The organism is Actinocorallia aurea (assembly GCF_054783995.1).
On record NZ_BAAGPQ010000028.1, the window covers coordinates 330232 to 349062 of the forward strand.

Annotated in this window: 18 protein-coding genes; 5 read left to right on the plus strand and 13 right to left on the minus strand. The window is 72.3% G+C overall.

What is annotated here, in order from left to right:
- Positions 1-94: 94 nt before the first annotated feature.
- From ACYVOM_RS32375 to ACYVOM_RS32395, 5 genes are all read right to left on the minus strand, one after another.
- Positions 95-1633, minus strand: a complete 1539-nt coding sequence (locus tag ACYVOM_RS32375) for a hypothetical protein (protein WP_460307355.1) — start codon at positions 1631-1633, stop codon at positions 95-97.
- 3 nt (positions 1634-1636) lie between these two features.
- Positions 1637-2128: a hypothetical protein gene (locus ACYVOM_RS32380; RefSeq protein WP_460307356.1), complete on the minus strand. Its 492-nt coding sequence runs from the start codon at positions 2126-2128 to the stop codon at positions 1637-1639.
- Positions 2129-2270: 142 nt separating this feature from the next.
- Positions 2271-5906, minus strand: a complete 3636-nt coding sequence (locus ACYVOM_RS32385) for a CHAT domain-containing protein (protein ID WP_460307357.1) — start codon at positions 5904-5906, stop codon at positions 2271-2273.
- The gene (locus tag ACYVOM_RS32390) at positions 5888-7414 is read right to left on the minus strand and encodes a tetratricopeptide repeat protein (protein ID WP_460307358.1); all 1527 of its coding nucleotides are present in this window, start codon (positions 7412-7414) and stop codon (positions 5888-5890) included. Before ACYVOM_RS32390 ends, ACYVOM_RS32385 begins: the two co-directional genes overlap by 19 nt.
- A 96-nt stretch (positions 7415-7510) precedes the next feature.
- Positions 7511-7963 (minus strand): hypothetical protein, encoded by a 453-nt coding sequence (locus tag ACYVOM_RS32395; protein ID WP_460307359.1) that lies wholly within the window; start codon positions 7961-7963, stop codon positions 7511-7513.
- A 160-nt stretch (positions 7964-8123) separates the two neighbouring features.
- Between ACYVOM_RS32395 and ACYVOM_RS32400 the strand changes: the two genes are divergently transcribed.
- Genes ACYVOM_RS32400 through ACYVOM_RS32410 form a run of 3 tightly spaced genes read left to right on the plus strand, consistent with a single transcriptional unit; the run spans position 8124 to position 10410 of the window.
- Entirely contained in the window at positions 8124-8750 is a 627-nt protein-coding gene (locus tag ACYVOM_RS32400; protein ID WP_460307360.1) for a DUF998 domain-containing protein, read from the plus strand.
- A gap of 56 nt (positions 8751-8806) precedes the next feature.
- Positions 8807-9178, plus strand: coding sequence for a YciI family protein (locus ACYVOM_RS32405; RefSeq protein ID WP_460307361.1), 372 nt, complete (start codon positions 8807-8809; stop codon positions 9176-9178).
- Positions 9175-10410, plus strand: a complete 1236-nt coding sequence (locus ACYVOM_RS32410; RefSeq protein WP_460307362.1) for an RNA polymerase sigma factor — start codon at positions 9175-9177, stop codon at positions 10408-10410. Before ACYVOM_RS32405 ends, ACYVOM_RS32410 begins: the two co-directional genes overlap by 4 nt.
- A gap of 275 nt (positions 10411-10685) precedes the next feature.
- Here the strand turns inward: ACYVOM_RS32410 and ACYVOM_RS32415 are convergent, their stop codons facing one another.
- The 5 genes from ACYVOM_RS32415 to ACYVOM_RS32435 form a co-directional block, all read right to left on the minus strand.
- Positions 10686-11528: an alpha/beta fold hydrolase gene (locus ACYVOM_RS32415; protein WP_460307363.1), complete on the minus strand. Its 843-nt coding sequence runs from the start codon at positions 11526-11528 to the stop codon at positions 10686-10688.
- 35 nt (positions 11529-11563) lie between these two features.
- The gene (locus ACYVOM_RS32420) at positions 11564-12022 is read right to left on the minus strand and encodes an SRPBCC family protein (RefSeq protein WP_460307364.1); all 459 of its coding nucleotides are present in this window, start codon (positions 12020-12022) and stop codon (positions 11564-11566) included.
- Entirely contained in the window at positions 12019-12429 is a 411-nt protein-coding gene (locus tag ACYVOM_RS32425) for an ArsR/SmtB family transcription factor (RefSeq protein ID WP_460307365.1), read from the minus strand. The genes ACYVOM_RS32420 and ACYVOM_RS32425 overlap by 4 nt, the downstream gene beginning before the upstream one ends.
- A gap of 219 nt (positions 12430-12648) precedes the next feature.
- The gene (locus ACYVOM_RS32430; protein ID WP_460307366.1) at positions 12649-13653 is read right to left on the minus strand and encodes an NADP-dependent oxidoreductase; all 1005 of its coding nucleotides are present in this window, start codon (positions 13651-13653) and stop codon (positions 12649-12651) included.
- A 102-nt stretch (positions 13654-13755) separates the two neighbouring features.
- The gene (locus ACYVOM_RS32435) at positions 13756-14442 is read right to left on the minus strand and encodes an SDR family oxidoreductase (RefSeq protein WP_460307367.1); all 687 of its coding nucleotides are present in this window, start codon (positions 14440-14442) and stop codon (positions 13756-13758) included.
- A gap of 84 nt (positions 14443-14526) precedes the next feature.
- Here ACYVOM_RS32435 and ACYVOM_RS32440 point away from each other — a divergent pair, with 84 nt between their 5' ends.
- Positions 14527-15120: a TetR/AcrR family transcriptional regulator gene (locus tag ACYVOM_RS32440; protein ID WP_460307368.1), complete on the plus strand. Its 594-nt coding sequence runs from the start codon at positions 14527-14529 to the stop codon at positions 15118-15120.
- Here the strand turns inward: ACYVOM_RS32440 and ACYVOM_RS32445 are convergent, their stop codons facing one another.
- Together ACYVOM_RS32445 and ACYVOM_RS32450 are read right to left on the minus strand one after the other, a co-directional pair.
- On the minus strand, positions 15121-15474 hold the full coding sequence (locus ACYVOM_RS32445; RefSeq protein WP_460307369.1) for a hypothetical protein: 354 nt from the start codon (positions 15472-15474) through the stop codon (positions 15121-15123).
- Positions 15475-15723: 249 nt separating this feature from the next.
- A complete protein-coding gene (locus ACYVOM_RS32450) occupies positions 15724-16962 on the minus strand; it encodes a YncE family protein (protein WP_460307370.1) in 1239 nt (412 codons plus the stop codon).
- A 298-nt stretch (positions 16963-17260) separates the two neighbouring features.
- On the opposite strand from ACYVOM_RS32450, the gene ACYVOM_RS32455 reads away from it, so the two are divergent.
- Positions 17261-17905 (plus strand): TetR/AcrR family transcriptional regulator, encoded by a 645-nt coding sequence (locus tag ACYVOM_RS32455; protein ID WP_460307371.1) that lies wholly within the window; start codon positions 17261-17263, stop codon positions 17903-17905.
- Between the two features lie 103 nt (positions 17906-18008).
- Here the strand turns inward: ACYVOM_RS32455 and ACYVOM_RS32460 are convergent, their stop codons facing one another.
- On the minus strand, positions 18009-18629 hold the full coding sequence (locus ACYVOM_RS32460) for an L-threonylcarbamoyladenylate synthase (RefSeq protein ID WP_460307372.1): 621 nt from the start codon (positions 18627-18629) through the stop codon (positions 18009-18011).
- Between the last annotated feature and the right edge of the window lie 202 nt (positions 18630-18831).

Here is an 18831-nt window from a genome sequence, read left to right on the forward strand (position 1 = left end):
TGGCGAGTCTCCCGTGCCACCTGCGGGCCGGGGGCACGGTTGTCCGTCCTGGCCGTTAACGGTCCGCGTGACCTCGGGGACGTCGGTTCGGCCCTCAGCCGCGCGCCAACTGTACGGCTACCGATGTGGGGAGGCGGCCGACATCGGCGGATCGGACCGCCAGCACCGCGCGCTCGCCCGGGAGCCACGCGAGCAGCAGGACATCGTCGACGCTCTGGGCGGACGTCGCCTTGTCCGGCGTCCATCGGAGCGTCGCGGTGTCGCCGCGACGGACGATGATCGAAGTGCCGGACGCACAGGCGAGGGTGACCACTGAGCGGCCGTCCAGTGCGCCGACCGCCAGTTTCGGGCCGAGCGCCTTGCCGTCGACTTCCGCACCGGACCCGATCGGCGCGACGGTGTACCGGCCGATCAGCCGGTCCGCCGGGCCCTTGAGGTCCGCGACCGCCAGCTGGTGGAAGGCGGGCACGCCATGGCGTGCGGTGACGGGTTCGTCCCTGCGCACTTCCGCGATGACCGTCACCGCGACGGTGACGCAGCAGAGAAGGAGCACGGCAAGGCCGAGATCACGCCCGAGCCGGGCGCCTCGGCTCGGAAGCGGTCGCGGATCTGCGGGCGCGGTCGACGCGGGAGCCGCCGGTGCGGTCGCGGGCGCCGGAGGCGACGGCACCGGGCTCGCGACCGGTGGTGGCGGAGGAGAAGGCGCCGGGCCGGGGGCAGCCGCCTGAAATGTGCAGGCACCGGCTGCCGGGTCGGGCGGCAACTGTTCGAACGGGTAGCGCAGCAGGTCGGCCCGGTCGGAGTCCGGCCCGGCCCCCGCCCACAGCTTGGCGAGCTGGTTCCACTGGGCCCGCTCTTCCCCGTAGGCGGTGGGCAGACGCAGCCCCGCCTCCTGCAGCAGCTTCCAGCGGTGGACATCGAAGGCCGCCCGCACCTGGTTCGCATACGGCAGGGCCGCCCGGACCGCCGCCAGATAGCCGAACCAGAACACCGACACGCCCGCCAGCAGCACCAGCGGCGCCGCCCACCACGGCAGCAGCACCGCCGACACGACGGTTCCGGCGACCGCGAGGACGAGCCCGAGGAAACTCATGGTGATCATCAGCTCGAGTCCGGCGGCGGCCGAGGCGAGCGTGGCGCGGAACATCTCGGGCAGGACGCTGTACAGCCGTGGCCAGAAGATGACCGCGGGGATCCCGTACTGGAGCCTCGGATGCTCCTCCGCCGCCCGCAGCACGTTGCCCAGCCTGGTCGGCAGCACCCGGCGCGGCGCGCGCGGATAGGCGGCCGGCCACGGGTCGGCACCGGCGAGGCCGCGATGGATCTCCTCATGACGACCCCGGTACCGCTCCACCAGCCGGGCAGGCCAGTAGCCCTCGTAGATCTGGATCAGGCCGGGGCGAACCGCGTTCAGCACCTGGGCCAGCAGGGTGGTCACCGCAAGGCAGGCCAGCCCTGCGAGCACCCGGAGATCCGCGGGCACCGTGCTCCACACCGACATCAGCGAAGACCAGCCGGTGCCGGCGGCAGCGAGCAACGCCAGCACGGCAAGCAGCACGAACAGCGGAATCCAGGTCGTGACGACCAGACGCCTGCTGAGCAGCCCGGCGGCGCTGTCGACCAGTCCACCCATCGGCTATTCCGGCCTGAGCACGGCGGCGCAACGGACGCACGTCGTCTCGCCCGGCTCGATGTAGTCGTACCTCGCCGTGTGACCACACGAGGGGCAGCGGACGTTCGAGCCCCCGATCGGCTCGTTCTTCGGTTCTCCGAAGATCTGGGCGTCGTGGCCGAACAGGTCGCCGCCGCGCATCCCGCTCTGCGCCGTCAGCGCGTACACCAGATGCTCTTGCGGGACGACCCCGCTCGCGGCGCCGCCGGAGTCCACCAGCACCACGACGACGCGTTCGTACAGGACCGCCGTGACGACGTCGTAGTCCGACAGCAGTCCCTCGACCGTGGTGTCGTCGGCGACGACCTGCAACCGCAGGGGGCCCGTCGCGTCTCTCGCGGACTCCGGACGGCCTTCGGCATCGACCTGGACGATGATGCCGGGGGCGGAGGAACGCCCCGTCGGGTCCAAGGTCGCCGCATCCGTGGTGAGCTCGCTGAGCAGAGGCTGATTCAAGCGCCGACCACCTTTCCTCAGCAAGCAGCATGCCCCATCGGCTCGCTTCTTGACACGGGCTTTGCCTTTCACCGCGGAAAGGCGCGCCACCGGGAAAGGCTGCGAGGCGTCGCCGTCCGGACGGCGCGGCACGAGGATGCGGTCAGGAGCCGAAGTGAACGAAAGCCGCCCAGAGCCCGGCACGTCCGGGATCCCGGTCGCGGGCGCGCCGCAGGCACTGGTGCAGGGCCTCCGGGGCTGCGCCGACGTCGATGCCGCCGGAGCCGGACAGGGCCGTGTAGACCTCATGAGTGGTCCGCGCGGCGAACCAGTCGGAGATGGGCCAGAGCGTGCCGATCACGTGCGGGAATCCGGCGAGCTGGCAGGCGGCGGTCATGTGCAGCGCCTCGTCGGCCAGCGCCGGGGAGGTCGCGGCGGTCTGGCACGCTGACAGATAGGCCAGCTGGGCTCGGCCGAGGTCGCTGCGGCTGAGGTCGAGGACGGTGAGCGGGCGGCGCTCGTGATCCCACAGCACGAGGTGACTGTGCGAAGGCCTGACCGGGTCGGAGGTCGCGTGGCAGGCGAAGTGCGCGATCCGGTGTGCGGCCAGGGCCCGCAGGACGCGTTCGCGGGTGGCGTCCCGACCTGCGAGAACCGTGCTGCCGGGAAAGCGCCGGACGAGGTTCTCGGTCTCGTGCAGGACACCGGGCAAGGGCTGCGCGCCCGGGGCGTTCGGAACCGACACCACGACGATCTCGTCGGCATCGGTCCGCTCGTCCAGGGCGTTGCTCCTGGCGTGCAGCAGTGCCCTGATCGTCGGGGTGTAGGAGCTGATCACCCGGTCGAGGACCGCGGGCTCGGGGTCCTGGCCATCGGTGCGGCGCCCGGCCGCGTGCAGCGGGAGCAGGGCGAGCGGCCCGGCCGGGCACCACCACAGCCTCGGCCAGCGCCCGCTTTCCGGAGTGCCGGTGAACCCGAGTTCGTTCAGGACGGGCTCGGCCACGACGTCCCAGAGCCATCGCAGGATCTCCGCGAGGTCACCGGATGCCTGGAGAGCCGCGCGCAGGGCGTTGATCTGCTCGTCGAGCGCCGTGGGCGTGAGGCCGGGCAGCGGTACGGCGCGGACGCCGCCGGGCGAGACGATCAGCGCGTCGCCGCCGAACTCGCTGGGATTGAGCACCGCGATCGGGCCGTGCGCGGAGGCCGCGAGCAGTTCGGACAGCTGCGGCGGCCGCAGGAAGTCCGTCCAGCCGGGCGCCGACCGGATCTCCTGGAGGACCTCGCGCCATTGCTGTCCGAGCCGCACCCGCGTCTCATCGGCTCCGGTCGCGGGGTCCGAGAGCCGGTCACGGAGCCGTTCGAAACGTTCGGCGAGTTCCGGGGACCGCAGCCGCAGCTCCGATACGTCGCTCCGGTCGTCCAGCGCCTGCCCGAGCAGCACGCCTCTGCCCTGCTCCAGCAGCCGCAGGGCGAGTTCGGGATCACCGGATCGCAGCGCGCAGGCGGCGCCGTCCTCGGCCAAGGGTCCCAGACCGGCGAGCCCGTGCTCTTGGTCGGTCCGGGCCAGGTCGCGGGGCGCGACCTGGGGCAGCAGCTCGATGGCCGGTACGTAGACGCGTGTCGCCTCGGCCCACTCCGCGCGGCGGGCCAGCAGGCCGCCGAGCACGCCGGCGGCGCGGACACGGGTGATCGGCGGCGCGTACTCGATCTCCAGAACCGCCCGTGCCGTCGCCATGATCTCGTCGAGGGCATCGGGAGTGTGCTCGGCAAGGTGCAGGAGCAGGTTGGTGAGCCGTTCGGCGCGGGCCGCCCCGTAAGGCGTCGTCTCGACGGCCCGGCGGGCGGCCTCCAGCGCCTCCGCGGGATCCTGGGCGGCGAGAGCCAGGGCGAGGTTCGACAGGTAGAGCCCCCGATCATGAAAGTCGGGCGGCAGGAGGTCCACTGCCTGGCGCAGAAGCCCGACGGCCTCGGCGCCCGCGGCCAGGTCGCCGACCGTCCGCGCCCTGACCATCAGGGCGAGCCCGAGATTGGTGAGGATCCCGACCCGGTCCATGATGGCGGAGGGGCCTGCGGCAGCGGCGCGCCGCCCGGCGTCGATGGCGTGGTCCAGCATCACCGCCTCCCCGGTGCGCTCGAAGAGCGTGCGGTAGGCGTGCGCGAGGTTGGACAGCAGGCCCGGCAGGTCAGGTGAGCCCGCCGGAGTGAGGTGGACGGCACGCTCGATCAGCTCGGCGGACTCGCGCATCGCGGCGAGATCACCGAGTTCGGTGTAGCGGCTCTGCAGGGCGAGTGCGAGATCGTTGAAGGTGAGCGCGTCGGCGGCCGTCCGGGAGACGGCGCCGCGCAGCACCTCGATGGCCTCGGCGAGGTCAGCATGCTCACCGCGGCTCCGGTGACGCATCGTGAGCGCCTGGCCGAGGAGGCGCGGCCCGTCGGGGTGGCGGTGGGCGAGCTCGCGGCAGATCTCGATCCGTTCGTCGAGAGCCGCATGCGAACCGGACCGCTCGTAGCGCTGATGGAGCAGCGAGTTCAGCGCCAACAGCCGTGCGGGTCGGCTTCCGGCCTCCTGCGGGGTCAGCTCCACGGCGTGGCGCTGGGCGGTCAGCGCCTCCTCCAGCACTTCGCGGTTCTGAGTGTGCCGGTACCGCTCGGTCAGCGCCCCGGCAAGGCTCGCCAGCAGGACCGCCCTGCGCTGGTCCGCGTCGGCCGCCTGGTGTCCGTAGGCCGCGCGCCGCAACAGCTCCAGCGCTTCTTCCCCGTCACCGTCGGCCGCGCGGGACGCCAGCGCCAGCGCGAGATCGTGCAGGCGGCCGGCCTGCTCCACGCCGTCGGAAGGACTCTCGTGAAGCACCTGGCGGAGCAGGTCGACCGCCTCGTCGAGCGGGCCCGGCTCCTCCGTCAGTTCCGCCCGGATCCGCAGGGCCAGAGCCAGCTGCTCCAGGTGGCCGAGCCGCTGCGGATGATCCTCGCCGAGGGCGACCAGGCGTCTGCCCGCTGCGACGGCTTCGGCCGCGGCGGAGGCGTCGCGGGTCAGCCACGCGAGGAGGCGGTGGGCCGAGCAGAGCATCGCGAGGACCTCCACCTCATCCCCGCCGCCCGGCTCGACGGTCGCCGAGGCCGCGCGCAGTTCGGTGATGGCCTCGCCGATCGACTCCGCATCGTGGAGCTGTTCGCCCAGGATCGCCAGGACCCGCCCCAACTGGAAGCCGTGCCGCCACGCCGCGTCAGGGGCCGCGGCGATCTCGCGCCAGAGCCGGGCGGATTCGCGCAGCGCCGCGATGTCGTCCCGGCTCTCGAAGAGCCAGTCGCAGAAGCTCGCGAAGGTGACCAGATGGTTGCTCCTGTGCGGATGCGCGACGGGCAGGGCATCGATCGCGGCCCGGAACACCACCGCCGCCCTGTCGAGCAGGGCAGGATCACCCGTCTGCTCGAACACGCCCATGACGCGCATCGCCGACGCGTGCAGCGTCAGAGCCTGCCGCCCGGCCTCGTCGTAGCCGGCCGGATCCCATCCCGCGTCCTGGCCGTCGGGAGCCAGCGCGCCGAGGACCTGCTCGGCGACTGCGCGCGGCAGGCCCGACTTGGGCAGATCACCGTAGTACTGGACGACACCGCCCTGGACGCCTACGACCCGTGCCTCCGGAACCGCTGTGACCGCGGCGCTCATCGCGTTGATGAAGAAGCCCATCGCCGCGAGCCCGCCGGAGGCCATGCCGCCCCAGGCTTCGACCTCTTCTCCCACGAGGACGAGGTGGCGCTCGGCACCCGCGAACGGACCGGTCAGCACCAGCGCGGGCAACCCGTCCCCGTAGGGACCGTGCGCCTCCGGCGGCCCCCCTCGGTGCAGCGCAGCGCGTCCAGCGCGAGTTCCTCCTCGCCGATCGTCGAATCCGCGAAGTACCGCAGGACGATCTCGGAAGCCGGCTCGCCGCTCGCGGCGGCCGACCGCTCGGCCAGCCACGTCGGATGGACGTCCCCGTCCGGATACGACCGGTCGACATGGGACATCGTCGAGGCGAACCGCTCCGCATGGGGATCGGCGCCCACCCCGATGAGGATCTCCCCGTCGCCGGGCAGGATCGTCACGATCCTGCGCGGCACACCGCGATGCTCGCCGGTCAGGACGAACGCGGTCCGTCCGCCCCTTCGCACGATTGAACCCGCCCGCGGGCGCGGCAGCCGCGCCAGCGCGGCCCGCCGCCCGCCCAGCAGCCGGCCGTGCGGCTCACCGCCGGCCGGGAAGACCTCCAGCGCCGCATCGAACGCGCGCACCGCGTCCACCGCCTCGGGCAGAGGCTCCAGGGTGTCGCCGGGTCCCAGCAGTTCGAGCAGCAGGAAGGGGTAGGAGAAGATCACCTGGGGAGGCTTCCGACCGTAGGGCGCGTAGTCGGAGGTGAGGACCCGCCGGTACGCCACCGCGGCGGCCTCCAGGTCCGCGCGGTCGCCGGATCGTCCGTGCCGCTCCCACAACGCCCGCCCGAGGTTGACCGAGAAGATCACCTGGTCATAGCCACCGTCGGGCACCCCGGACCCGGCCGCCTGGAAGAGCGCGATGGCGCGCTCCAGATCGGCGAGGTCGCCCGTCGCCTCATAGCGGGCCTCCAGCGCCAAGCCGAAGTGATTGAGCACCCTCGGGTCGCCCCCTCGCGAGTGGAGGGCGACGGCCCGCTCCTCAGCGGCGATCGCCTGGTCGAGGTCGGCGAGGTCCCGGGTGCGTGAGAAGCGCACGCGCAGCGCGTTGCCGACCGCACCATGGGGCGCGGGGTCCTGCGGGGCGTCGCGGGCGGCCGCCCGGAACAGATCGACCGCCGCGTCCAGGTCGTCGCCCTGGTCGGTGCGCTCATAGCGGTCCTGCAGGGCGATGCCCAACTGCAGAGCCCGCTGGGCCCGGACAGCGGGGTCGTCCTCCGCGATCCCGTAGACCTCGGCCATCGCCCCGACGGCCCGCTCGGCGTCGGCGCGGTCGCCGTTCAACTCGAGCCGCAATCGCACGGTCACGCCGATCTCCGTCAGCAACCGCGCATACTGCCCATGGTCGACCGAGATGAGGTCGGCGCACCGCTCGAACTCGGCGATCGCCCGGTCGAGCGCCTCCGTGGCACCCGTCATCCTGTACAGCTGACGCCAGGCGATCGCCAGATTGAACACGTACGCTTCATGCTCGGCGAGCTCGCTCAGGGACCGGGCCACCGCCGACGCGTCTTCGACGTTGAGCGACAGTTCGCCCAGAGCCTCGCCGTTCCCGTCTTCGAAGATCTCGGCCAGCAGCCGGTCGGCGACATCCTCCCAGGGCGTGTGCTCCGTCACGGATACACGGTCCCCAACTTCCGTGGCGAACGTCAACCATCAGCAGAGCCGCCCGCGGCGCCTCTCCGGGGGAGGAGGCGCCGCAGGCGGGTCGGGTCAGAGGCGGGTCATGGTGGAGGAGTAGCCGCCTCCGCCGGGATAGACCCAGGCACCGGTGGCGGTGGTGCCGTCGGCGCTGAAGGCGCCCTCGTAGTAGGCGGGGGAGCCTTTGGCGCCGGCCCAGATGGTCAGCTTGTCGCCGGTCATCTCGTAGGCGTAGTCGAGGGTGTTGCCGTCGGAGTCGTAGAAGCGGGAGACGACGTCGGCGCCGCTCGGCTCGCCGAAGGGCCTGAGGTGGCCGATCACCTCCAGGCCGGTGACGGTGTGTCCGGACTGGACGAGTTCGACGTGCTGGAGCAGGAAGAACCCGCCGGGCATCCACTCGTAGCGCACGGTGCCTTCCGCGCCGCCGGAGATGCGCCAGGTGCCGACGAGCCGGTCCAGGGCGCGCAGGGCGGCGCTGGGCCGGGCGGTGTCGTCGGCGGTGTCGTCGTGGTCGGTGGTGGTCATGCCGTCCTCCTGGGGTCGTGGTCGGTGCTCGCACCCGGTACCTCGGAGCCGTCCCGCGTGTTCCGGCACCGAAGCGACGTGACGTGGATCACTTTCTGTGGCGTCGAAGTCCGTGCGCCGGCTCCGAGGTATCCGGCGAGCGACCCTTCAGGAGGCGGACATGCGCACCACGATCGACACCACACCCACCACCCGCCGGCTGCTGGCGGCCGGCGCACTCGCCGGGCCGGTCTTCCTCGCCGCGGCCGCGGCCCAGGCCGTCGCCCGGGACGGCTTCGACCTCACCCGGCACCCGATCAGCCTCCTGGCCGTCGGCGACCTGGGCTGGATCCAGGTCGCGGCGTTCGCCGCCGCGGGCTCGGGTGGGCTGGTCCTTGCCGCGGGAATCGGCCGCACGATCACCGAGGGCGTCGGACGGAGGGCGCTGCCGCTACTGATAACGGTGTTCGGACTCGGGATGATCGCCGCAGGGGTGTTCCCGATGGATCCCGAGCACGGGTTCCCGGCCGGCACCCCCGACGGCCCCGCCGCGCGGATGTCGTGGCACGGCGTCGCGCATTCGGCCGCGGCCGTCGTGTCCTTCACCGCGCTCGCCGCCGCGGCGGTCGTCCTGGCCGTCCGCGAGGCGCGCGGACGCCGGGTGCCGTCGGCGGTGCTGAGCGGGGCGGCGGCGCTGGTCCTGCTGCTGCCGATGTCGGCCGAGCACATGAGCGTCCAGATCGCGGTGAACGGGCTGGTCGCCTTCACCTGGACGACCTTGCTGGCCCTGCGCCTGCGGTCGGCCTGACTACGCTGGAAGATCGCCGGGCAGGGACGGCCCTGCACCTCGTCGAGGGAGACGACATGAAGTACCTGCTGCTCGGCTACACGCCGGCGGCGGCCTGGGACGCCGGGACCGCGGACGCGCCCACGCCGGACGCGCTGGCCGCGTTCGCCGCCTACCAGGAGCTCGAACGGGAACTGCGCGCGACGGGCGAGCTCGTGGCGACCGAGGGCCTGGGCCATCCCGCGGTCAGCACGACAGTGCGCCCCGCTCCGGCCGGCGCCGTGGCCACCGACGGGCCGTTCGCCGAGCTGAAGGAGGTGCTGGCGAGCTTCGCGGTGATCGACGTGTCAGGGCACGAGCGCGCGGTGCAGATCGCGTCCCGGATCGTCGCGGCCCTCGGCGAGCCGGTGGAGATCCGGCCGATCATGGGCGCGGAGTTCACCGCGTGAGCGTTCCGGTCGAGCACCTGCTGCGCGCCGAGGCGCCGCAGGTGCTCGGCGCGCTGGTGCGGCGCTTCGGCCGCTTCGACGCGGCCGAGGACGCGGTGCAGGAGGCCCTGCTGGCCGCCCACCGGTCCTGGACGGCCGACGGCGTGCCCGCCGACCCGCGCTCGTGGCTGATCAGGGTCGGCTACCGCCGTATGGTCGACCTCCTGCGCGCCGAGCAGGCCCGGCACCGCCGCGAACTGGAGACGGCCGCCGCCGGGTTCGCGCCCGGCTCGCGCGAAGCCGCGGAGGTCTCCGCCGTCGATGACAGCCTCGCCCTTCTGCTGCTGTGCTGCCACCCCGCGCTGAGCCCGGCGGACCAGGTGGCGCTGACGCTGCGCGCGGTCGGCGGCCTGAGCACCGCGGAGATCGCGCACGCCCACGGCGTCGCCGAGGCGACGATGGGCACCCGCATCAGCCGCGCCAAGCAGCGGCTCAAGCGCGCGGGCGCCCGCTTCACTCCGCCGCAGGAGGCCGACCTGCCGCAGCGGACTGCCGCCACGATGAAGGTCCTGTACCTCATCTTCAACGAGGGCTACACCGCCACGGCGGGCCCCGCGCTGACCCGCGTCGACCTGACCGCGGAGGCGATCCGGCTGGCCCGCATGCTGCACGCCGCCCGTCCCGACGACGCCGAGGCGGCGGGACTGCTGGCCCTCATGCTGCTCACCGAGGCGCGCCGCCCGGCCCGCACCGGCGGCGCCGGGACGCTGGTGCCGCTGCACGCGCAGGACCGCGGCCGCTGGGACCGCACCCTGATCGCCGAAGGCGTGGCGCTGATCGACGCGGTGTGGCCGCGCCGCGAGATCGGCCCGTACCAGCTCCAGGCGGCGATCGCCGCGGTGCACGCCGCCGCCGCGGCGTCCGAGGACACCGACTGGCCGCAGATCGCCGTGCTCTATCTGTGGCTGGAGCACCTCACCCCGACCGCCCCGGTGCGGTTGAGCCGGGTGGTCGCCGTCGCCCACGCCTGGGGAGCCGACCGGGGCCTGGCACTGCTGGCGGACCTCGACCACCGCCACGGCCTGGAGACCGACCCGCTGGTACGTCACCGCGCCCGCGCCGTCCGCGCCCACCTCCTGCGCCTGACCGGCCGGACGGCCCCCGCCGCGTCCCTCTACCGGCAAGCCGCCGACCTCACCCGCAACGAGGTAGAACGCCGCTACCTCCTGAACGAGGCCCGCCGCCTCACCTGACCGGCACGCCGCACGCGACGGCGCACCGGGTCAGGCGAGGAGGGCGTCGCCCGCGTGCCGCGGAGTACGTTCTCGGCGGCCTCGCCTGACCGGCGTGTCGCACGCGACGGCGGGGGTGCGGGTCGAGTGTGGAGGGCGTCGCCTGCGTCGACGTGCTGCGGAGGGTGTTCGGGACGGTTCTGAGCACGGCAAACGCCGACGACAGCGACACACCCCATCGGAGGGACTCCGCATCCGCTCGGAGCGTCCCTTGCCGGGCCGCCGGGCGGGTGGGATCAGCCGGGGTGGGCGTGCCGGGGTGTCGGGGGCGAAGGCTGATGGTCGGTGAAGAAGGAGGTGAGGGCTGGGGCGAGGGCGGTCGGGGAGACGTCGTGGGTCTGGTCGGGCAGGGTGCGGAGGGTGGCGGTGGGGAGGGATCGGGCGGTGACGGAGGCCGCTTCGCGGAGGTCGGGCGGGCTGGCGGAGCCGGCCAGGACGAGGAGGGGGGCGGTGACGGTGGAGATCCAGGACGGTTGGACGGTGCCGTCGCCGAGGAGGGCGTCGTCGTAGGCAAGGGTGGGGGAGAGCGCTTCCATGGCGGGCCAGAAAGGCTGGGTGCGCATCGCGGAGACCTGGCCGGACGGGGTGCCGACGTGGGCGAGGAAGAGGGCGACGGCGTCGCCGCGGCGGCCTTCGGCGAGGGCGGTCTCCAAGGCCGCGGTGTAGGCGCGGGACCGGGCGGCACGTTCCGCCGCCGCGTCGTCGGCGAGGGCGCCGAGGAACGGCGGCTCGTAGAGCGCCGCGGACAGGACGCAGGGATCGGCGGCCGCGGCGGCGAGGCAGAGGGCCGCGCCCGAGGACATCCCGTACAGGTGGACGGGGCCTCCCGCTTCGGCGATGAGGGCGCGCAGGTCTTCGACCTCGCGCTCTGGTGAGTAGGGCGCGGTGTCGCCGCTTTCGCCGCGCCCGCGGCGGTCGTAGGCGAGCACGGTGAACGACGCCCGCAGGAGCGCGGCGAGCGGACGCATCGGGCCGCCCGCGCGATGGCACATCGCGCCGTCCACGAGGATGAGCGCGGGGCCCGAGCCGTCGCGCTCGTAGGCGACCGGGGTTCCGTCCCGGGAGATCGCGGTGGGCATGGTCTGCTCCTGTCTGCACGCCTCGCGGCGCTCGGCTACGGGCGCCGGTCGAGTTCGGCCAGATAGACGTCGAAGCGGTCGAGGCTGGTGGCGAAGCCGGCCTGCGCTTCGGCGGAGCGGTAGGCGGCCGGAACGTTGCTCTGGCGGGTGACGGCCTCGGTGAGCCCGTCGCCCAGGTCGGTGAAGGTCACGCTGGTGCGCATGCCGCCCTCCACCGCGGGCTCGATCCACACGAGCAGATGCGGCGCGCGGATCTCGGCGTAGACCGCGCGCATCGTGTAGGCGCCGCCGTCGGACTCGTTGACCATCGTGGTCTCGAAGGCCCCACCTGGCCGGAGGTCGACCACGATGTTCTCGACCGGCGTGCGGGTGCCCTTCGGCCCCCAGAACCGGGCGAGGTGCTCGGGCGTGGTCATGCAGGCGAACAGCAGCTCCGGCGATGCCCGATGCACCCTGCGGTGCACGATCTCCCCCACCTCCGCGCTCTCGCTCATCGCCCGCCTCCTTCCCGCGCGGGCTCTCCGGCTTCGCGCCCCGCCGTGCCGGCCCCCTCGCCGAGCCCTGCCCGCAGTTCGGACAGGTACGCCGCGAGGTTGTCGTGCCGCTCCTCCCACAGCGCGCGGTGCCGCACCATCCAGCCCGTCGCCCGGTCCAATGGCTCCGGCCGCAGCGCGCACGGCCTGGTGCGCCCGACCTTCGCCCGCGCGACCAGCCCCGCCTCCTCCAGCACCTTCAGATGCTTGGAGACGGCCTGCTGGGTCAGCGCGAACGGCTCCGCGAGCTGCCCGACCGTCGCCTCCCCGCCCGCCAGCCGGGCCACGATCGCCCGCCGCGTCGGATCGGCCAGCGCGGCGAACACCTCGCTGAGCCTGTCCTCGAGTACTTCCTCCACCAACGACATGCCCCCACGCTAACCCACAATGGCGAAGTTGTACAACTGAAGGGTTGTGGGTTTCGTTCGTCCCATCGCCGTCGGCCCCCCCGTGCCCCGCGCGGCGCTGTGCCGGCCCGCTGCCTCCCGCGCGTCTCCGGCCAAGAAGGACCGATCACGCCGGCTTCGCCGCCCCTCGCGGTGACCGTGGCCCCGACCGAGGCGCGGGGTCCGGTGAGGGCCTGGCTCTCACGTCATGGAGACGACGACCTTGCCGGCCTTCGCGCGGCCTTCGCGGACGTAGTCCATGGCCTCAGGCGTCTGCTCGAAGGGGAAGACCCGGTCGATGACGGGCCGGATCTTCCCGGCGTCGACGAGGTCGGCGAGTTCACGCAACTGGTCTCCGTCGGCCTTCATGAACAGGAACTCGTAGGTGACTCCGTGGCGCTTGGCGCTGCGCCGGATCTTGAAGCTCAGCGCGCCCATCACCGCGCGCAGGACCGCGTTGAGGCCCAGTTCACGGGCGAAGGCCGCGTCTGGAGGCCCCGCGACACTGATGATCCTGCCGCCCGGTTCGAGCACCTGGAGCGAGGTGTGGAGGGTCCGGCCGCCGAGGGTGTCCAGGACGACGTCGTAGCCGTGCAGGACGGTCTCGAAGTCCTGCCGGGTGTAGTCGACGACGACGTCCGCGCCGAGTTCTTTCACGAGGTCGGCCTTCGCCGTGCTCACGGTGGTGGCGACGTGCGCGCCGAGCTGCTTGGCCAGCTGGATCGCCACGGTGCCGACGCCGCCGGCGCCGGCGTGGATCAGGACCTTGTCGCCGGGCCGTACCTGCGCCCGCTCGACCAGCGCCTGCCACGCGGTCAGCGCGACCAGGGGCAGGGAGGCGGCCTCCCGCATGGTGAGCGTGGCCGGTTTGACCGCCACGTCGTCCTGGTGGACGGCGATGAGCTCGGCGAAGGTGCCGATGCGGTCCTGGCCGGGTCGCGCGTACACCTCGTCGCCCACCGAGAGGCGGGTCACGGCGGATCCCGTCTGGACCACCACACCGGCCAGGTCATTGCCCAGGATGAGCGGGAGGCGGTAGGGCAGGAAGGCCTTGAAGGCCCCGTCACCGATCTTGAGGTCCAGCGGGTTGACGCTCGCGGCGTGGATCCGGATCAGGACGTCGGCCGCTCCCACCTGCGGTTCGGGCATCCGCCTGGCGCGGACCCCTGCCTTGTCGCCGTACCGCTCGATCGCGAAGGCCTTCATCATCGTCTCCGTTTCCCGGCGTCTGGCCGGCCTCGGGTGGGCAGGCGAACTGCTCCGTCGTCGCATCGGGTGTCCGCGGTCGATGACCCCGGGGGCGCGGCTTCACGGGGTGCTCGGCGCGGCGCCCAGGTTCTGCTTGACGTGGCGGGTGATGTCGTCGGCGAGGATCTCCGGGACGCCGGCCTCGACCCCGTCCAGGGCCTGCGCGGCGACGGCGGCGGGATCGGTCTTCTGGTCGGCGGGGACTGCCGCGGCCATGTCGGTGTCCATGTAGGCGACGTACAGGGCGGAGACGGCGACGCCGCGGGGCGCCAGCTCCTCCCGGGCGGCGTTGGACAGCGCCCACCCCGCGGCCTTGGCCGCCGCGTACGAGCCCAGCGCGCCGGGGTGCAGCCAGGACAGCACCGACAGGACGTTGAGCACCGCGCCGCCGCCGTTGCCCTCGATGACCGGAGCGAACGCGCGCGTCACGTTGAGCGGGCCGAAGAAGTTGGTCTCCATCTCCAGCCGCACCGCCTCGAGGTCGCCCGCGATCAGCGGCGCTCCGGTCGAGATGCCCGCGTTGTTGATCAGGAGCGTCGCGTCGGAGGCGAGCAGGGCGGCCTCCCGGATCGACGCCGCGTCGGTGATGTCCAGCCGCAGCGCGGTGACGCCCGGAAGGTCGACGGTCTCGGGACGGCGGGCCGCCGCGTACACCTTCGCCCCGCGCTCGGCGAGCTGGGCGGCCAGGTGCCGGCCGAGCCCCCGGTTGGCGCCGGTGACCACTGCGACCGCGTTCTTGAGTTCCATGCCCTGCTCCCAGCGTCGTGGGCGCGCCCGACGGCCCCGCCCCGATTGGATGATGCTCGTAATCTAAACTGTAGCCTATGATAGATGTGCATCGACATCCAAACGGGGAGGCAGCCGATGGGCCGCGTGTCGCAGGCACAGGCGCAGGAGAACCGCCGTCGGGTCGTGGAGACCTCCTCCCGGCTGTTCCGGGAGCACGGCACCCACGTCAGCGTCGCCGACGTCATGAAGGCCGCCGGTCTGACCCACGGCGGCTTCTACAAGCAGTTCGCCTCCAAAGAGGCGCTCATCGACGAGGCCACCGCCCACGCCTTCGCCGAACTCGCCCGCACCCACGCCGACGGCCTCCGGCAGCACGACGGGCAGCGCGAAGCCGCCCAGCAGGAGCTGATCGACCGCTACCTGTCCGTCGAGCACCGCGACGGCCCGGCCGACGGATGCCCCGCCGCCGCCCTCGCCGCCGACATCGCGCGCGAGACCGACGCCCACGAGGCCCGCCGCGTCTACACCCAGGGCGTGCGCGACTTCGCCGACGCCCTCACCACCGGCGACCAGGACGGCATCGCCCGCCTGTGCACCATGATCGGGGCGCTCCTCCTCTCCCGCGCCACCCAGGGCTCCCCCCTGTCCGAAGAGATCCTCACCGCCGCCCGCACCTCCCTGACCCCGACCGACTGATCAAGACCGCGACCCCTGGGCCCCGAAGTCGGCCCAGCGCCCCGCCACCGCGCAGGCGCTCTCGCAGATCTTCCGAAAGCGCGGAACTCCCCTGGGCGGGGAGGCCAGACCCGGGACCACCCCGCCCATCGCCCGCAAAGCCGCGCCACCGGGCCTCGCCCTCGCGGCGGCGCGGAGCTTCCCGGAGTCGGGTTCAGTGCCGGGCCGGTGCGCTGCGTCCCGAATGGCGTAGTCGTCGAAGTGCACCGGGACGACGGTGTCGCAGGCGACCGTCTCGACCCACTGCGCGCCCTGTTCCCCGTCCATGCTCACGGTGACGAGGCCGAGCAGCCGCGTTCCGCCGAGGCGGACCACGCCCGCGTCGATGCGCGGGAAGCGGTTGTGGACCTGCGCGGGCTCCGGCCCGAGAAGAAGGCGCCGGGCCCGATCCCTGGGTCACACCGTGACGCGACCGGCGGGCTCCGGGAACCCGAGAGGCCTCCTCGGGCGTGGCGATCCGCGGTGCCCGTCGAACGCCTCGGTCCGCTGGTCCCGGATGCGGGGTGCGGCCGGGACCAGCGGAGGGGGATGGGCTGTTCGGGCTCCTGAGGCTCGGCCGGAAGATCAGCCGGTGGGGCTGGTCCAGCCGACGGGGATGTGGGCGAGGCGGACGCGCTGCGGGTGGTCGCCGACGGGGACGGAGGTGATCTTCTGGCCGGTGGCGAAGTCGACCGCGGTGACGACGTCGGTGTCGCTCTCGGAGATGACGCAGGCGCCCCCGTCGCCGCTGACGGTGGCCCAGTAGGGCTTTCCGGCGGGGATGAGGGGGCCTTCGGCGAGGGTGGCGCGGTCGACGATGGTGACGTACTCGTCCATGGTCCCGGCGACGCACAGTTTGGCGCCGTCGGGGCTGATGGACAGGCCGTGGTGGCGGGAGTCGTTGACGTAGGTGGTGCGGTCGTCGCTGGTCGCGGGGTTCTTCGGCAGGGTCTTGACGCGGGTGACCTTGTCGGTCGGGATGTCGTATTCGACGATGCCGTTGAAGAACGACACCTGGAAGTACAGCTTCGACTCGTCGGCGTTGAAGACCGCGGGGCGGACGGCGTCGGACAGGTCGGAGCGGCCGGCGGCGTCGAGGCGGGGCCGCATGTCGATGGTCTTGACGACCTTGTAGGTGGCGGCGTCGGCGACGACGATCTTCCGGTCGCCCTTGCGCCAGTCCTGGGACGGGGCGTCGGCGTCGTTGTTGACCTCGCCGATGGAGCTGTTCCAGATGTACCGGCCGTCCTTGGTGAAGATGTTCTCGTGCGGCTTGTCGCCGGTGGCGAACTCGCCCAGCTCCTTGCCGGTGTTGATGTCCAGGACGTGGACGGTGTTGGAGGTCGAGGCCGACACCGCGATCTTCGTGCCGTCGGGGGAGACGGCCATGTGGTCGGAGCGGAAACCCGAGACGGGGAAGCGCCACTTCAGCTTGCCGGTGGTCACGTCGATGGACACGACGTCGGCGAAGCTCGGCCGCGAGGCGACCAGCGCACCGCCGTCGGGCGTGGCGTACATGTCGTCGACGAACTGGTCGTGGCCCTCGCCGACGGAGTAGCGGATGCCCAGGAAGAACGCCAGTTTGAGGGGGTTGAGGTAGATCTCCGCCATCCGCTGGTCCTTGTCGGGGATGACGTTGATCTGGCCGATCCTGGCGAAGTCCCCGCGGGACTTGATGACGGTGGCGGTGCCGCTCCAGTTGTTGCCGACGAACATCACCTCCTGCAGCGCGGCGGCGTGCGCGGGGACCGTGATCCCCGCGGCGGCGACCGCGGCGGCGGCGCCGGCGGCGAGCAGGGTTCTGCACCGGAGGGAACGGAACACGATGTTCAATGGATGCTCCACAGGCAGGGGGGTGGGACGGCACGCCGGAGACGCGGATGCCCCCGCTTCTTCCACCGCGGCCGGGGGAGTCGAGCGGCCCTGGTGACTGGGGGGATCTGGTGGGCGAGCCGGTTCGAACGCGAGCACACGGGCGGCGCTCGGCTTCGCTGCCGCCCGCCACCCGAACTGAACTTTGAACCTGCCGAAGTTCAATTCGTGTTACTGGATGGTAGGCAATGGTGACGTCGGCCACAACCCCGGATGGGGGAGGATGTGGTCAGACCCAGCGGAGGGCATGGTGGCAGGCAGGATCAGTCCGGCGGAGGGCCGGTACGGGGGCAAGGACGCCGCCCAGCGGCAGGCGGAGCGGCGCGCCCGGTTCATCGAGGCGGGCCTCGACCTGTTCGGCGGCGGACCCGGCTACCGGGGCACCACCCTGGCGGACCTGTGCAAGCAGGCCGGCCTGTCCAGCCGCCAGTTCTACGAGCAGTTCCACGCCTTGGAGGACCTCCTGGCCGAACTGCACCTCATGGTGCACGCCCACGCTCAGCAACCGGTCGTCGAACTCCTTCCGCAAGTCCGGGACCTGCCCCTCGCCGAGCGTCTGGAGCGCCTGCTCCACACCTATGTCGAAGGTGCGGTCTCCGATCTCAGGCACGCGCGGATCGTCTACGTCGAGGTCATCGGCGTCAGCCCCCGCATCGACCTCCAGCGCCTGGAACGCCGGGCCACCTGGATCGACTTCGTCTCCGCCCTCTCCGACGACGCGATCGCGCGCGGCGAGATCCCCCCGGGCGACTACCGGATCGCGGGCGCCGCCTACATCGGAGCCGTCAACGGCCTCATGCACGACTGGGTCGTCGGCTGGGTCGACGCCACCCGCGAGGAGATCGCGAACGAACTCCTCCAACTCCTCCTCGGCCGCTACAAGATCGCCCTCTAGCCCCGGCGCCACCTCCGAGCAGATCGCGGCGAGCGTCAGCACCCATCCGGTGGTGATCCGCCGACGTCTGTCGAGCGAGCGAACCGGCCCGACCGCGGGTGGGTCACTCGAAGGGCGATGGGTCGCCCGCACCGCTGCGGAGGATCACCGGTTCGCCTTGGGAGAAGTCGACGACGGTGGTCGGGACGTCGCCGCATTCGCCCGAGTCGATGACGGCGTCGATCGTGTGGTCGAGCGTCTCCTTGATCTCCCAGCCCTGGGTCATCGGTTCGGTCTCGTCCGGCAGGAGCAGGGTGCTCGACAGGAGCGGTTCGTCGAGTTCGGTCAGCAGCGCGTGGGTGACCTTGTGGTCGGGGATCCGCACGCCGACCGTCTTCTTCTTGGGGTGCAGCAGACGTCGCGGGACTTCCTTGGTCGCGGGGAGGATGAAGGTGTAGCCGCCCGGCGTGGCGGCCTTGATCGCCCGGAACACCGAGTTGTCGATCTGCACGAACTGCCCGAGCTGGGCGAAGTCCTTGCACACGAGCGTGAAGTGATGCCCGTCGTCCAGCCGCCGGATCTCCCTGATCCGCTCGATCCCGCGCGGATTCCCCAGCCTGCACCCCAGCGCGTAGCACGAGTCCGTCGGGTAGGCGATCAGCCCGTCCGCCCGCACGAGATCCACGATCTGCCCCAGCAGCCGAGGCTGCGGGTTCTCCGGATGCACATCGAAATACTTGGCCACGCCCCACAGCCTAGGGCCAACGTTCCGTCCGTGAAGAAGCCGACGGCCTCGCGGACATGACCCTGGAGGCACCGCCCGGCCGGATGGTTCCGCAGCATGCCGTAGCCCCAAACGCAAATACGTCTCCGGCTCCAAGAAGTCCGCTGAACAGGGATTTCAGGAGTGGGCTCTCGTGGGGTGGCCCTTGCGTCAAGGTCACGGG